Genomic DNA, 15274 nt, shown 5'->3' on the forward strand with positions numbered 1-15274 from the left:
GAATCAGCAACCTTGCGGCTGCAGACTATTTCAAGAAAGAACAATTATCCCAGTCAGCTTTGAAAAATCAGTTTCCGGGCGGAACATGCCGCCCGGAAACACAGGGGGTGTTACTTAGGCATAACTGCCCAGTCAGGGAGGACACTTAAATCTACGCCCCAGAGAACCGGAAGCATGTAGACAACGGAAACGGTAATCAGAACCGCACCGATAATATTCAGCCAGAAACCAGCCGCAGCCATCTGCTTGATGGATACACATCCCGAGCCGAACACAACAGCGTTGGGTGGCGTTGCAACCGGGAGCATGAAGGCAAAGGATGCTGCAACACAAGCACCGACGATGGTTGCAAAGGGGTGTACGCCCATGGCGATCGCCGCACTGCCCATAATGGGCACCAGCAGTGTCGCGGTGGCTGTGTTGGAGGTGATTTCTGTCAGGAAGATGGTAATCAGGACCACAATGGCGACGAAGGCCAGAATGGAAAGACCGTCGAGCATGGTCAGTCTGGAAGCAATATATGTCGCCAGACCGGTCTTTGAAAAACCGTTAGCGATTGCCAGACCACCACCGAAAAGCAGGATTACATCCCAGGGGATTTTAACTGCGGTTTTCCAATCCAGAAGGAATTTGCCTTTCTTGAAATCAGTGGGAATGGCAAAGAGGATACCTGCACCCAGGATACCGATGGTGGCATCATGCACATGACCAAAATTGGGCCAGATGACTGACATGAAGGCTGCTTTCTTGAGAAATCCTCGAGACAACCAGAAAGCCGCAACAAAACAGCCGACGGCAACAATGTACTTTTCTTCCTTGGACATGGGCCCAAGTGCCGCGATTTCTTTATTGATGATGGCCTCACCACCGGCAAGCTCAAGACCTTTGGACGGAAACAGGACCTTGGTCAGAATCCACCATGAGGCAGCGATCATGATTGCAGCCAGAGGAACACCATAGAGCATCCACTGGGCGAAACCGATCTGGACGCCGTACATTTTGTCAACCATACCGACCATTACTGTGTTCGGAGGAGTACCGATGATGGTACCGACACCACCCATTGAAGCAGCATAGGCGATACCGAGCATGAGACATTTACCGAAGTTTGATTCGGGGCCGGTATTGGAGCAGGCTCTAAGGTCTTTGGAGTCAAACCCGGTAGCCTGCTGGATAACAGCAAGACCGATGGGAACCATCATCATGGTCGTTGCGGTGTTTGACACCCACATGGAGAGAAAGCCGGTAGCTATCATGAACCCGAGAATCATACGTCCGGGACTGGTTCCCACCATTTTAATGGTGTGCAGGGCAATGCGCCGATGCAGGTTCCAGCGTTCCATGGTAACGGCCAGAAAAAAGCCGCCCATGAACAGATAGATGAGATGGTTAGCGTAAGGGGCACAAGCCGCTGAAGACTTCATAATCCCCAACAGCGGAAAAAGTGCGATAGGCATCAGAGATGTAGCGGGAATGGGGATTGCTTCGGTAATCCACCAGATCGCCATCAGGGCCGTAACCGCCGCAACTTTCCATGCCGCAGGATCCATACCGGAAGGTGCGGGCATTAAAAACATGATCAGGAAAACTATCGGTCCCAAAAAATAACCGATTCTACGTCCGTTACCACTATCTTGTTGATCGCTCATAGTCCCTCACTTGAGCTTGTGGCAGAGCACGCCGGATACAAATGGAATTTTACTGCCCCGCAATGCGGGTTGTCAGCGCAGCTAAAAACCATCCTGCCTGATCCGGACAGACTGCCGAGACTTTACATACAGGACCTCACCACCAGTTTTGTACCCTCCCGACCGGGGCCGGGAGGGATTGTTACCAATTCAGGTACGCAACCGAGCAGGGCTACGACCATGCAATTCAAGAGAATTAAGCTTCATTAAAGATCAAGATCATATGTCTTGAGGAATTCACCAACACGTTTTCTGGAAGCAGCCAGACGTTCGCGCAGTTCTTTTTTGTATTCTTCAATATCGATCTTCTTGCGGGCTACGCCGGTATCCATAGCTGCCTGTGCAACAGCTGCGGATTCCCATTCGATCAGACGCAGGTCGAGCGGTTTGGGGATGATGTAGTCAATACCGAATTCAAGCTTGTCCACACCGTAAGCTTCGCAGACATAGTCCGGAGCCGGCTCTTTTGCCAAAGCAGCAAGAGCATTTGCAGCAGCAATCTTCATTTCTTCGTTAATTGCACTGGCGTTCACATCCAGTGCTCCGCGGAAGATGAAGGGGAAGCCAAGTACGTTGTTGACCTGGTTGGGGAAGTCGGAACGTCCGGTACCCATGATTGCGTCAGGACGCGCTTCCTTGGCATCGGTGTAGGAGATTTCGGGATCAGGGTTGGCGCAGGCAAAAATGATGGGGGAATCAGCCATGGACTTGACCATTTCCTTAGTGACCATTCCCTTTACGGAAAGACCGAGGAACAGGTCGGCACCCTTCATTGCATCCGCAAGATCTTTGTACTCTTTATCGGTTGCGAACTGCAGTTTCTGCTCATTAAGCCCTTCACGGCTTTTATTGATATGACCACGTGAGTCGAACATGGCAACGTTTTCACGCTTAATGCCCAGAGCCATATAAAAATTAGTGCAGGCTACAGCCGCAGCACCGGCGCCGGAAACAACCAGACGCATGTCTTCGATCTTTTTGCCGGCGATTTCAGCAGCGTTGATCAGCCCCGCACCGGAGATAATGGCGGTACCGTGCTGGTCATCGTGAAAAACCGGGATATTCATTTCTTTTTTGAGCTTCTCTTCAATGTAAAAGCATTCGGGAGACTTGATATCTTCGAGGTTGATGCCACCGAAAGTAGGTTCAAGGGCCTTTACAATATTGCAGAGCTCATCAGGATCGGTAACGTCGAGGTTGATGTCATAAACATCTACATCAGCGAACACCTTAAACAGCACACCCTTGCCTTCCATAACCGGTTTACCGGCTTCAGGACCGATATTACCGAGTCCCAGAACAGCGGTGCCGTTGGAAACAACCGCAACAAGGTTCCCGCGACCAGTGTACTCGTACGATTTTTCCTTGTCATCAGCGATTGCAAGGCAGGCTTCAGCAACACCGGGACTGTAGGCCATGGAAAGGTCTTTCTGGGTATTGCAGGGTTTTACGGGAACGACTTCAACTTTACCCTTTCTGCCTTTCGAATGGTAGTCAAGGGCTTCCTGTTTAGTAAAAAGAGCCATAACTTTCTCCTTTATTGTCGATTACAACTTTTCGACGTTTACTCAACACCTGCAGCTTTGCGGTCAGGCACAGCATACAGTTCGCCACCGTGGCAGTCGTTAATGACCAGCAAAGGGAAATCCTCAACGGTCAACTCACGGATAGCTTCGGGACCCAGTTCATCAAAAGCGATAACTTTCGCTTCCTTGATGCACATGGAAAGCAGAGCACCAGCACCTCCGGTGGCTCCGAAATAAACAGCTTTATTATCTTTAAGAGCCTGCTTGACCTCATCACTACGCTTACCCTTGCCTATGCTGGCCTTCTGCCCGAGTTTGTGCAGCCGGGGTGCATAGGTGTCCATACGGTAGCTGGTAGTCGGACCGGCAGAACCGATGGGCTTGCCCGGAGGGGCCGGGCTGGGGCCGACGTAGTAAACAACCGAGCCTTTAAGCTCAAAAGGCAGTTCTTTGCCTTCATCAAGCAGGTCGCAAAGTCTTTTGTGGGCAGCATCGCGAGCGGTGTAGATGGTTCCGGTCAATTTAACAACATCCCCGGCCTTGAGCTGGACCATATCTTCATCAGTCAGCGGAGTATTCAGCTTATATTCAGCCATTAGAGTTCCACCTCCTCGTGCCTTGAAGAATGGCACTGGATATTCACCGCCAGCGGCAGGGACGCAATGTGGCAGGGACGCATTTCGATTTTCACGTCAAAAACGGTAGTCTTGCCGCCCAGCCCCATGGGACCGATGCCGAGTTTATTGAGATCTTCCATAAGCTCGGCTTCCAGCTTGGCCATTTCAGGGTCTGGATGAGGTTCGCCAACTTTGCGCATCAGGGATTTTTTAGCCAGCAGCGCGGAATATTCGAAGGTTCCCCCCACGCCGATACCGACCATTGTCGGGGGACAGGGATTGGGACCGGCTTCAGCGACACGCTCTATGACGAATTTCTTGATGCCTTCCCAGCCCTGTGCCGGAGCAAGCATGGTCACCCGGCTCATGTTTTCGGAGCCGCCGCCCTTGGCCATGAAAGTAATTTTGATCTTGTCACCGGGGACGATATCAAAATGTATAATGGCCGGGGTGTTATCCTTGGTATTGGCACGGGTCAGGGGATCACAGGCAGACTTACGCAGGAATCCTTCCTCATACCCCTTGCGTGTTCCTTCGTTGATGGCGTCCCGGATGTTCATGCCTTCCACACGCACATCCTCACCCATTTCAACGATGAACACGGCCAGCCCGGTATCCTGACAAAGCGGCAGTCCGGATTCAGCAGCCAGTTCCCAGTTTTCTTTGATCTGCCTGAACACTTCCTTTGCCGCCGGGGACTCCTCGGCAGCGGCGCATTCGTTAAAACGCTTTTTCACATCTTCAGGCAGGTAGCGGTTTGCGCTCACGCACATTTTCGCCACGGCATCAATAACCTGTTCAGCTTTAATGGTACGCATAGCTTACTTCCTGAATATTTCCTTGATTGCGGTGATCCCCATCTTGCGGCGCAGGAAACCGAGCTGGTTCTGCAACGGCAGGTTCTTGGGGCAGACATCTTCGCAGCCGAGCAAGCCCATGCAGCCGAAGATACCTTCATCATTACCGATAATTTCAAAATAATCGCGGTCGGTGCGCTGGTCTCGTGGATCGACTACGAAACGGGCCACACGGTTCAAGGATGCAGCACCGAGGAAGTCGTCACGAAGACGGGCGGTACCGCAGGCAGCAACACAGCAGCCGCATTCAATACAGCGTTCCAGTTCATAAATCTGTTCCGCGACCTCGTTTTCCATGCGCTCTTCAATCGCGGCAGGATCAAAGGTCTTGTTGGTATGAATCCATGATTCCGTGGTCTGATACATTTCCCTGAACCATATGCCGGTATCGACAGACAGGTCACCGATCAATTTATAAACAGGCAGAGGCAGCAGGGTAATGCGCTCCGGCAGGTCGATGGTTTTGGTCTGGCAGGCCAGACGGGGCTTGCCATTTACCACCATGGCACAGGCACCGCAGATGCCCGCGCGGCAACAGAAGTCAAAAATCAGGCCGGGGTCCTGCTCTTCGCGCAGGCGGTTCAGCGCGATGAACAGGGTCATGTTCTCGGTTTCGTCCAGCACAAAAGTCTGCATGTGCGGAACCGACCCCTTATCCTGAGGATTGTAGCGGAATATATCAAATTCGAGTTGTCTGCTCATTTTAATATCCTTTTCAGGGGTTATTTCTTGATCATTTTGGATTCAATCTCGGCCTTGTCGGCTTCAATGATGGAACCGCCACCGTAACCACGGTCTCCCGGAGGAATTTCATAACCGGGAGTGGCGTCTTCATACTTGAGTTCCGGCATATCCGCGCCCACAGGCCAATAAGCCAGAGTCCTGTTCAGCCATTCCTTGTCATTACGTGCGGTATAGTCCTCACGGTTGTGGGAGCCACGGCTTTCAGTACGTTCAAGGGCCGCCTTGGCAATACACAGACCCAGCTTGACCTGACCTTCGATCTTAAGGGCCGCAGCCAGTTCGTGGTTAGCGCCCAGACCGTTTGAAACAAGGCCGACCTTGCGGGCTTTATCAAGAGTACCCTGAAGGGTTTCGATGCATTGGGTGAGACCCTCCTCATTCCTGAAGACAAAACAGCCTTCCATGAGGGCATTCTGCATTTCCTCCCGTACCTTGTAGACATTTTCCTTGCCGTTAGCACCGCTGCGCAGCTTTTCAATGCGATCCTGCTGTTTGCGCACGGCTTCAGCAACGAGGGAAGTCTTGAAGTCGGTTTCGTAACCTTTAAGGAATTCAACAATCTTGGCCCCGATAATTCCCCCGGCAACGACTGTCTCAGCAAGTGAGTTACCGCCCAGACGGTTAAATCCGTGCATATCCCAACAGGCCGCTTCACCCGCTGAAAAGAGCCCTTTCATGCCGTAGACGGCACCATCTTTATTGGTACGTACACCGGCCATGGTGTAGTGCTGGGTCGGACGGACCGGGATAAGCTGTTTGCGGGGGTCAACATTAAGGAAATGGTGGCAGATTTCATCCACTTCACGCAGTTTGGTGGAAATATGCTTGTCACCGAGATGGCGGATATCCAGCCAGAGATGTTCGCCATAAGCGGATTTAACACCTTTGCCCTGACGCATGTGGTGGGTCATCCAACGGGAAACAACATCACGGGAGGCCAGTTCTGCCTTTGCCGGTTCGTAAATGTTCATGAACCGTTCTTCGTTAACATCAAGAAGAGTTCCGCCGTCACCGCGACAACCTTCGGTCACCAGAATATCGGTAGGTACGATTCCGGTGGGGTGGAACTGGATGGCTTCCGGGTTACCGATGGGAACAACCCCGGTGTCGTGGGCAAGGATGTGTCCGCCGCCGTCGCAGATAACCGCGTTGGTGGTTGCTTTATAGATGCGCCCGAAACCGCCTGTGCAGATGGCAGTGGCCTTGGAAAGGAACACTTCCAGCTCGCCCGTACGCAGGCAGCGGACAACCGCACCGGTGCATTTGTCTCCGTCATGGATGAGAGAGATTGCTTCCTTGCGGTCAAAAACATTGATTCCGAGTTCGGCACAGCGGTTGTCCATGGTACACATGACTGCGTGTCCGGTTCCGTCGGAAGTATAGCAGGTACGCCATTTGGCAGTACCGCCGAAGGAACGGGCGGTAATCAGGCCGCGCTTTTCCTCTTTTTCTTCTTTTTCAAATTTCTCGCCACCTTTGAAATAGAAGGATTTACCGGGAACTACACGGTTCCAGGGCACACCCCAGTGTGCAAGTCTGCGCATCTCAATGGGAGCTGCGTCTGCGAAAAGACGGGCCACTTCCTGGTCACAGCCCCAGTCGGAACCGCGAACAGTGTCGCCAAAGTGGACGTCTACATTGTCTCCCTCGCCCTTAGCACAGTTGCCCAGCGCGGCCTGCATGCCGCCCTGTGCTGCCGATGAATGAGACCGGCGTGCCGGAACAATTGAGAGACAGATTACATCAAAACCTTCCTGGGCCGCCTCCACAGCCACGCGCTCGCCCGCCAGTCCGGCGCCGATAACAAGGAGATCAGAGTAATATGTTTGCATTTAAGAACCCCGTTTAACTTAAAGTGATGAACCTGATCAGGGTGATGATGCCGATAACCATAAAGGTCGCAAAGAGAATGGATTCAAGCTTCTTGGCCTGTTTCCTGTTCTCAGTCCTGATGAATCCCCATTTAACACCTATGCGGTAAAAACCAACGCTGACATGAAGCTCAACGCAGGGCAGAAGGATCAGGTAGAAAAGCATCCATCCGCCTCCAGCTACACGGGCCGCCGACTTTGCGGCAGTAATGGGAAGATCATTGAGCACAACCCACATGTGGATGGCACCCATCACGAGGATGACCATTGCGGTCACGGCCTGAACAACCCAGAGCCAAGTGTCACGATGCTTAAGCATCTGTGCATGCTGCCACATGGTTGCCTGCCCTTCCGCACGGAAAGGTATCTTTCTGGCCGCCAACGCGAAATGTAGCAAAAAAGTTAAGAAAATCAAAGGACCGCCAACCTGCGCCATATATGTTGCTTCAAAAAAATAAGCAATGGCATTCATGATTTTGGGCGAAACAACAACCGAAGAAACCAGAATCATGTGACACCACATAAAAGCAACAAGCCCGGCTCCGCTAAGCATCTGCAACCAGTCGAGCACTGCATCCCTCTTGCCCGGACGCGCTAAGTGCATACCTACATCTACAGCCATAATCATCCTCCTTTGACGGAATTTCTCCCGTATTAATGGATTACCAACATGACCTCATCAGCATGAGTACAATGGTACATATCTGTCACCGACAGCAGGCCGGCAACCCCACTTCCCTCAAATTCGTCCGGACTCACGACCGGACGCCGAATCAAATACCCGGCTTAAAAGGCATAATCCCTTTTAAAGGGAATATTTTTGAAAATGGAGAAAGAAACCAGAGCAAAAAACACGCTGAATTAACCGTTTCCGCATGCGGAAACGGGTTGTTTGTAAAGCTGTATGTAGGGAAAAGTATTGTGGAAGCCGGCATCTTGTTCACTCTAAAGAATGAGAAAACAGGCACGGCAGAGGAGTTCAAAAAGAAAAAAGACGAAAGACAATGCAAGAACAGCAGGCCCCACTGTCCCGGAATGCCGCAACGGCTCCGAATACAGATTTCACCTGATTCCGCAAGAACAGGTCCCACCCCACCCTTTGCGGATATGTTTTGACTGAAAACTGGCATACATCCCCCGGCACCCGAAAAGTCTGAAATGCACACTCAGAACATTCATCCCTTCGGAGAGATTTTAATTCAACCAGATCACAAAACCTGCAACTCACATTGTCAAATATGCGGTCTCAAAACTTGAAGCTGGACCGGCATGTCATTTAGTTGTAACCTTTCTAACACCCCTTAATTGGCTGGTCAATCAATTTTGATTTTTTTATTGACAACTTCGTGAATTTTTGCACTAACGCATAAATATTACGAATTCAAAAAATGTATTATCTATTCAAGGCCCTAAGAATAAAGACTTTATACCCTAAAAATCAATTTAACCTTCCAATACACACATTAACGGTCCTTGGAAACACCTAAAAAAGTAATACATTTATTAAAATTCAACCTTGTTAATTTTTCTGTTGAGTACTACTTAAAAATATGGAAGTCAGACTCCTGCCTCCGTTGAAAAATTATTAACCTCATTTAAAACGTACAGAGGATGCACCTGAATTACATTGGCAAACAATTTCCAGTAACAGCCTGTTGATACGGTTTTACCCATTAAAGACCCGTAACTGCGACAGCCCAAAAACGGAGCAGCGCCCATGACAAAAAAAGAAAAGATACTGCTGGCCGCACAAGAGCAATTCGGAGAACACGGATATACCGCCACCACACTGAAAATGGTTGCTGATCATGCCGGGGTGGCTTCGGGACTGGTTTCACACTACTACGGAAACAAAGACAACCTCTTCCTTGAAGCAGGAGGAGACCTTATAGACCAGATGCTGGGTGTTCTCACCGACAAAGCGAAAGAAGGGCGAAACGGACTTGAAGCGCTAGCTATTTTCGTTCAGGCTTATTTCGACTTTACCGAAAGCCACAGGGCAACTTTCCCGACCCTGCTGCGCAGCTCACCTTTCAGTGATGAATACCCGCACCTTGACCGCACCCATATCGCGGCAAAATTCAAGAGACTCATTGACCGGATAGAAGAATACATAAGTCAAGGCATTGAAGACGGCTCCATACAGAATGTTCCCCTGCCCCAGACCTGCTATCTGGTATACGGGCACATCGTCGGGGCAGTACGAACTGAATTCCTGACCCCTTTTAAGATAGACAATCTTTTCAAAGAAGCATGCCAATTCGTAACTCGAAGTTTAGCCAGAACCTGACCCGATTCAACATTCCCCTGCTGATGGGAGCTGTTTTTGCTGCATCCATGGGCACGGGGGTGTTTAGTTTCACCCTGCCGTTGATGAACCTTGATGAAAAGGCCGGCGGCATGTGGCTGGGAAGTGGATTTGCCGGATATTTTCTGGCAAAACTGCTTATCGCCCCCCTATCCGGCAATTATGCCGACAAATACGGCAGCAGCAGACCACTTCTGTTTTCCTGCGGACTGGCTGCGCTGCTCCCCCTGCTCTACCTGCTGCATCCGGCCATTGAAACACTTTACGTTATCCAGTTCATTCTCGGCCTATGCGCCGGAACAGTTCGCACAGTGAGTATGGCTGCCATCGGGGCATCCATGGGAGGACACAAGCTTGCTTCACGCTTTGCCTTCCTGTCGGCGGCGATGAACTCATCTTTCCTGCTCGGCCCGCTTCTGGGCGGCCTATTATATATAGATAAAGACTACCTGCCGGTTCTCGGAACCATGTCCGCTTTCATGGGACTGGCATTCATTCTTTTTTCTTACTGCGCAAAGCTTCTGCCCACCCGCACAGCAACACAAGACGGGGACAATGAACTTTCTCCCGGACCACGCCATTATCTAGGCATACTGATTGCCCTTTTCGGCCGAGGAATGGGCATAGGCAGCCTGATTGCTTTTTATCCGGTACTGCTCAAATCTTCTTTGCATCTCAGCCCCGGCAGCACCGCTCTGCTTTTCTCCATCCCCAGTCTGGCAACAGTACTGTTGCTTCCCGTCTCAGGAAGGTTGCTGGCCGCTTTCGACCGCAGGCTGGTCACCTCCACAGGAATGCTCTTAAGTGCTCTGGCGCTTTATATCCTCGGCGGATGTTCCACAATCCCTGGATTCATGTTTACCGGCATCCTTTCCGGCATAGGCGCGGCTATTTCCATGCCCGCATCCATGGCAGTGTGTTCCGAACTGGGCTGTGCCAAAGGCAGGGCATTGGGATTCGCCAACATGGCTGCCAATATCGGTTTTCTGGCCGGACCGCTTTTCTGCGGAATAATGGTTAGTGCCAGCGGGCACATCGGGACCCCTTTCAAATTGACCGCCATTGCCGGAGCTTTAAGTGCTGTCTTTTTATTATATGAAAGCATAAGCGGAAAAGGAAAACGCAAAACAGGGATAGCCATAGCTGGCTGCTGTGCATTGTTCCTGCTTCTGATGATCCCCCGGCACCTGAACCGAAACACGGACAAAGCCGTCTTCCGCTACAGTGACATCGCCATGGGCACTGTAGTCAACCTGACCATTCCCGTTCAGGAAAATACCGGCACACAGAAGGCTGTCAAAGAAGCTATAGCCATAATGCACCAACTGCAAAAAGATCTGGATCACCGCAACAAGCTCGGCTCTATTGGCCGGGTCAACCACGAGGCTGGAAAAAATAGCGTACGTGTCTCTGACAAAGCGTTCCAAACCATCAAGAGCGGTCTTGAAATCAGCAAAAAATCCGGCGGCAGCTTCGACATCACCATTGGAGCCATTACCACCACACCCTTTTACTACGCCTTGGACAAAGAACGCTTTGCAGGACACAAGGCTTTGATTAATTTCCGGCTATTGGAAATGAACTCCGAAGACAACAAGGTCTTCCTGCCCAAAAAAGGAATGGCCCTGGACCTTGGAGGGCTTGCCAAAGGCACAATTATTGACGCCGCCGCAAATCACCTGAAAGAATCAGGCATTACCACCGCCATGGTTGAGGCTGGGGGCGACTTCATGGTCTTCGGAGACCGCGAATGGACAATCGGCATCCGCAACCCAAGAGGCAACGGCATCATCGGACGCATCAAGGTTAAGAACAACGCGGTCTGCGGATCAGGTGATTATTATCAGTTCATCATCCCGGTATCCAAAGACGAAAAAACACGGAAGCATCACATATTCGATCCGGCCCTTTTGCAATCATCCACTGAAAGCATCGCAACAACGACCATAGCCCCGAACGCAGAAACAGCCGACGCACTGGCTACCACGGTGTTCATAATGGGCCCCAAAAAAGGAAATAAATTCATGCAGAAACATTTCCCTGACTGCGCTGCAATGTGGATTCTCCCTGATATGTCCATTGTGAAGACTAAAAACTTTCCTCCCATCCAAAACTAAAATTAACACAATTATTTCAAACACATAAAAACAGATAAGAGACAAAAGCAAACATCAGGTTCACAAAAAAACTAATTTATTTTAAAATAACACTTGACCTTAAGAGGGTTTCTCCATAGAACCCTCTTCAACGCGCGCCTGTAGCTCAGCTGGATAGAGTGCCGGACTACGAATCCGTAGGTCAGAGGTTCGAATCCTCTCAGGCGCGCCACTTAGCAAAATCAAAGGGTTACGATCACAAGATCGTGATCCTTTTTTCATTTGAAATTAATTTTCTGAAAAACCGGATTCCTAATTCCGAGACCGATTTTTTTCTGTAAAAAGACAAAATCAACTTTTTTTAATTTTTTTTAAATTTACACTTGACCATTCTCTGAAATACACATAAACACTTTTTCTCGACGCGCGCCTGTAGCTCAGCTGGATAGAGTGCCGGACTACGAATCCGTAGGTCAGAGGTTCGAATCCTCTCAGGCGCGCCACTTAGTTAAATCAAAGGGTTACGATCACAAGATCGTAACCCTTTTTTCTTTTCCACTACAAGCGATGGCTTTTTTTAAGCCATTCCGGGCATTACTTTCTTGTTCCCATCCCCCCGCAATGCTACAATCTAAGATAATTACTTTTCAGTTTCTATTTTACCTGACCCAACAGCACGGTATTTTTATGAAAAGCATTGCTTCCACATTGTCGCGCTATATGCTCACTCTCTGTTTTGCTTCCATTTTCATTTTCGGGGGGCTCACAGTCTATTTCATGATTTCTGATTATCAAAAAGAAGTAATTGAAGCCAAAACATCAATTCTTGGCGGAATTGAAGGACAGCTGGTCCGGGAAGTTACCCGAATTAAACATTCCATTGAATATACGCTGACCACTAATCAACAGAACAGCATAAAAAGAGTCAAATCCACAGTTATTGAAGCTCACAAACTGGCTGAACAGCTGTATGCCACCTATAAAGACTCCCTGAACAAAAATGAACTGCAGACACTTATCAAATCAACCCTGAACTCAATGATATTTGATTTTTCAGATTCATATCTGTTTATTGTGGATATGGACGGCACAGCACAGTTGAGTCCGGGACTGCATGATATGACACAGAAAAACATACTGGACCTGAAGACCAGCGACGGCAAATTTATTGTTCAGGACATGATTAGACTCATCAAAAAGCAGGATGCAGGATATATAAAATATACTTGGCCCCGATCCGGAAAAAACAGCCTCCCACTGACGAAAACATCATTTATTAAACTATTCAAACCGTTTCGCTGGATAATCGGAATCGGGATATATGAAGATACCGTGACCATGAAAACGCAGGATGAAATACTGGACTGGCTGGCAAATATAAACCGGGATAAAGATGAAATACTGGTAGGTACTCTCAGGGGGAAATCCCTGCTCGGTCCCTCAAAAGGAAAGAATCTCCTTAAACTCAGGGATTCCGAGGGAGTATACATAGTTAAAGACCTGATCAGGGCTGCAAAGGCCGGGGGAGACTTTGTGACATACAAAAATCCGGCTTTCAGCCAGAATTTCAAGTCGTACAAAAAAATAAGCTACTGCTCATCTATACCTGAATGGGATTGGTTTCTGGCCTACGGAATAGACGTGGGCAGACAGGAACTCCGCTTTGAACAAAGCAAGGAAGAACTGTGGGACACTCTTATGATTCAAGTGGCAGCGGTGCTGACCCTTGTATTTCTTATTTCACTAAGCTGTGTTTTCTTCTCCGGCAGATTCAAACGCATACTCACAGACAATTTCAATTACTTTGAGAACTTTTTTCGCAAAGGGATCGGAACCACAGCTAAAATTGACCGTTCAAAAATAGCATTCACAGAATTAGACACTTTGGCTGAACTCGCAAACAGTATGATTGACAGCAGGGAATCAGCCAAGAATGAACTCCTGAAGTCGGAAATTACCTATCGCGAAATATTCAACTCCACCAAGGACGCCATCGGTGTTCTCGACCTGCAGAAACGGATTTTCACCGATGTAAATCAGGCCTTTCTCGATTTTTTCGTCATGGAAAGGAACGCAGCAATCGGCATGAGTCCTGAGATCATAAGTTTCAACAGCCCGCCATATGATAACAAGTACGCAGCGGAACTTTTCAATAAAGCCCTTTCCGGTGAATCCGTCCATTTTGAATGGATGGTAAAAAAAAGCACCGGGGAACCATTCTGGACTGACAACCTTGCACGTGTGGCCTCCATCGGCGGGCAAAAAAAACTGCTCATTGTCATGCGCGATGTGACAGAACGCCGCAAGATGCAGAAAATTATGGTTCAGAATGAAAAAATGATGTCCGTAGGCGGACTTGCCGCCGGCATGGTCCACGAAATCAACAACCCACTGGGCATCATCATGCAGGTAACCCAGAATATTATTCGCAGGACATCACCAACACTTAAGAGCAATCTGCCCATAGCCGAAAAATGCAACGTAGATCTGGATAATCTCCGTAATTACATGGATAAAAGAGGCATAAACAACTACCTGCGCAGTATTCAGGATGCCGGAGCACGTGCTGCCTCAATCGTCAGGTTAATGCTTGATTTCAGCCGCAAGGACAATTCCGCAAAATCCAGCGGAACCATTGAACCGGTAATTGAAACCGCAATTTCACTGGCTTCAAATGACTATGACTTCAAAAAGAAATATGACTTCAAAAAAATAAAAATTATCCGCGACTTCAACTCATCTCCCATGTTCAACTTCACCGAGATGGAAATAAGTCAGGTCATACTCAATCTGATAAAAAATGCGGCACAAGCCCTTTCCGAGGATAAAAACTCACATAAAATACCGACAATTACCATTCGGACATCTTCGGATGAAAACTTCGTCCGGGTGGAGATTGAAGACAACGGTCCGGGTATTGAGAATGAAAAACTTAAACGGATATTCGAACCATTTTACTCCACAAAAGGACCGGATATCGGTACCGGGCTTGGGCTTTCGGTTTCCTATTTCATCATCACCCACAACCATAGCGGGACAATTACCGCCGACTCCACCCTCGGAGAAGGAACCAGATTCACAATTTCCCTGCCGATACTGACTTAACCCCCGGCTAAGCCTTCCCTTCAAGTAGCATATCGGCGTAGGTCTGGTATTTGCTTTTGCCTATGTTCGGCAGGTATTCATCCCCTGCAAACAGAGACCAAACCAGTCGCGCCAGCCGCGCAGGGGCTACCTGACTATAGCTGTTACAGGATTCTGCCAGTTTTTGCTGTATGATACGTGATACATTTTCATCTCCGGTAAGGTCAAAAATGACATCCACGTCTATACCCAATTCAACAATCTCCACCAGCTCCAAAACCGGAATTCCCTTTTTCTCGGCCAATTTCCGACCCGGAGTATCACACAATTCACAAACAGCTTTTACCGTCATAACGCTGTCGCTTGATAATGCTTTTTCCAAAAAAACAGTCCCAACTCTTCCCAGACCGATAATGGCGATATTGTGATTTTCCAACTTCAGTACTCCTTTGGCAAAAACACTCCGTATTCATATAAACAATA

11 protein-coding genes and 2 tRNA genes are annotated in these 15274 nt (G+C 49.1%); 5 read left to right on the forward strand and 8 right to left on the reverse strand.

The genetic code is table 11. The annotated features are described in order from the left end of the window. Positions 1-110 precede the first annotated feature (110 nt). From ACKU41_RS08355 to ACKU41_RS08385, 7 genes are all read right to left on the reverse strand, one after another. Positions 111-1649: a DASS family sodium-coupled anion symporter gene (locus ACKU41_RS08355; RefSeq protein ID WP_321405009.1), complete on the reverse strand. Its 1539-nt coding sequence runs from the start codon at positions 1647-1649 to the stop codon at positions 111-113. 245 nt (positions 1650-1894) lie between these two features. Then, positions 1895-3214 (reverse strand): malic enzyme-like NAD(P)-binding protein, encoded by a 1320-nt coding sequence (locus ACKU41_RS08360; protein WP_319780951.1) that lies wholly within the window; start codon positions 3212-3214, stop codon positions 1895-1897. 38 nt (positions 3215-3252) lie between these two features. Then, positions 3253-3810, reverse strand: coding sequence for a Fe-S-containing hydro-lyase (locus tag ACKU41_RS08365; protein WP_321405010.1), 558 nt, complete (start codon positions 3808-3810; stop codon positions 3253-3255). Further along, a complete protein-coding gene (locus ACKU41_RS08370) occupies positions 3810-4649 on the reverse strand; it encodes a fumarate hydratase (protein WP_321405011.1) in 840 nt (279 codons plus the stop codon). The genes ACKU41_RS08365 and ACKU41_RS08370 overlap by 1 nt, the downstream gene beginning before the upstream one ends. Positions 4650-4652: 3 nt before the next feature. Beyond that, entirely contained in the window at positions 4653-5390 is a 738-nt protein-coding gene (locus ACKU41_RS08375; protein ID WP_319780954.1) for a fumarate reductase iron-sulfur subunit, read from the reverse strand. A gap of 20 nt (positions 5391-5410) precedes the next feature. Next, positions 5411-7264: a fumarate reductase flavoprotein subunit gene (locus ACKU41_RS08380; protein ID WP_321405012.1), complete on the reverse strand. Its 1854-nt coding sequence runs from the start codon at positions 7262-7264 to the stop codon at positions 5411-5413. A 13-nt stretch (positions 7265-7277) separates the two neighbouring features. Next, positions 7278-7925 (reverse strand): succinate dehydrogenase/fumarate reductase cytochrome b subunit, encoded by a 648-nt coding sequence (locus ACKU41_RS08385; RefSeq protein ID WP_319780956.1) that lies wholly within the window; start codon positions 7923-7925, stop codon positions 7278-7280. Positions 7926-9020: 1095 nt separating this feature from the next. Between ACKU41_RS08385 and ACKU41_RS08390 the strand changes: the two genes are divergently transcribed. The 5 genes from ACKU41_RS08390 to ACKU41_RS08410 all read left to right on the forward strand — a co-directional run bounded on the left by ACKU41_RS08390 (position 9021) and on the right by ACKU41_RS08410 (position 14812). Then, the gene (locus tag ACKU41_RS08390; RefSeq protein ID WP_319780957.1) at positions 9021-9593 is read left to right on the forward strand and encodes a TetR/AcrR family transcriptional regulator; all 573 of its coding nucleotides are present in this window, start codon (positions 9021-9023) and stop codon (positions 9591-9593) included. Then, entirely contained in the window at positions 9557-11728 is a 2172-nt protein-coding gene (locus ACKU41_RS08395) for an MFS transporter (RefSeq protein WP_321405013.1), read from the forward strand. Before ACKU41_RS08390 ends, ACKU41_RS08395 begins: the two co-directional genes overlap by 37 nt. A 134-nt stretch (positions 11729-11862) precedes the next feature. Then, positions 11863-11939 (forward strand) — tRNA-Arg (locus tag ACKU41_RS08400). 194 nt (positions 11940-12133) lie between these two features. Next, positions 12134-12210: transfer RNA gene (locus ACKU41_RS08405), tRNA-Arg, on the forward strand. A 184-nt stretch (positions 12211-12394) separates the two neighbouring features. Further along, on the forward strand, positions 12395-14812 hold the full coding sequence (locus tag ACKU41_RS08410) for a cache domain-containing protein (protein WP_321405014.1): 2418 nt from the start codon (positions 12395-12397) through the stop codon (positions 14810-14812). A 7-nt stretch (positions 14813-14819) separates the two neighbouring features. On the opposite strand, the gene ACKU41_RS08415 is transcribed toward ACKU41_RS08410, so the two are convergent. Then, entirely contained in the window at positions 14820-15227 is a 408-nt protein-coding gene (locus tag ACKU41_RS08415; RefSeq protein WP_319780960.1) for a hypothetical protein, read from the reverse strand. Positions 15228-15274: the final 47 nt, after the last annotated feature.

The organism is Maridesulfovibrio sp. (assembly GCF_963678865.1).
Classification (GTDB): Bacteria; Desulfobacterota; Desulfovibrionia; order Desulfovibrionales; family Desulfovibrionaceae; genus Maridesulfovibrio.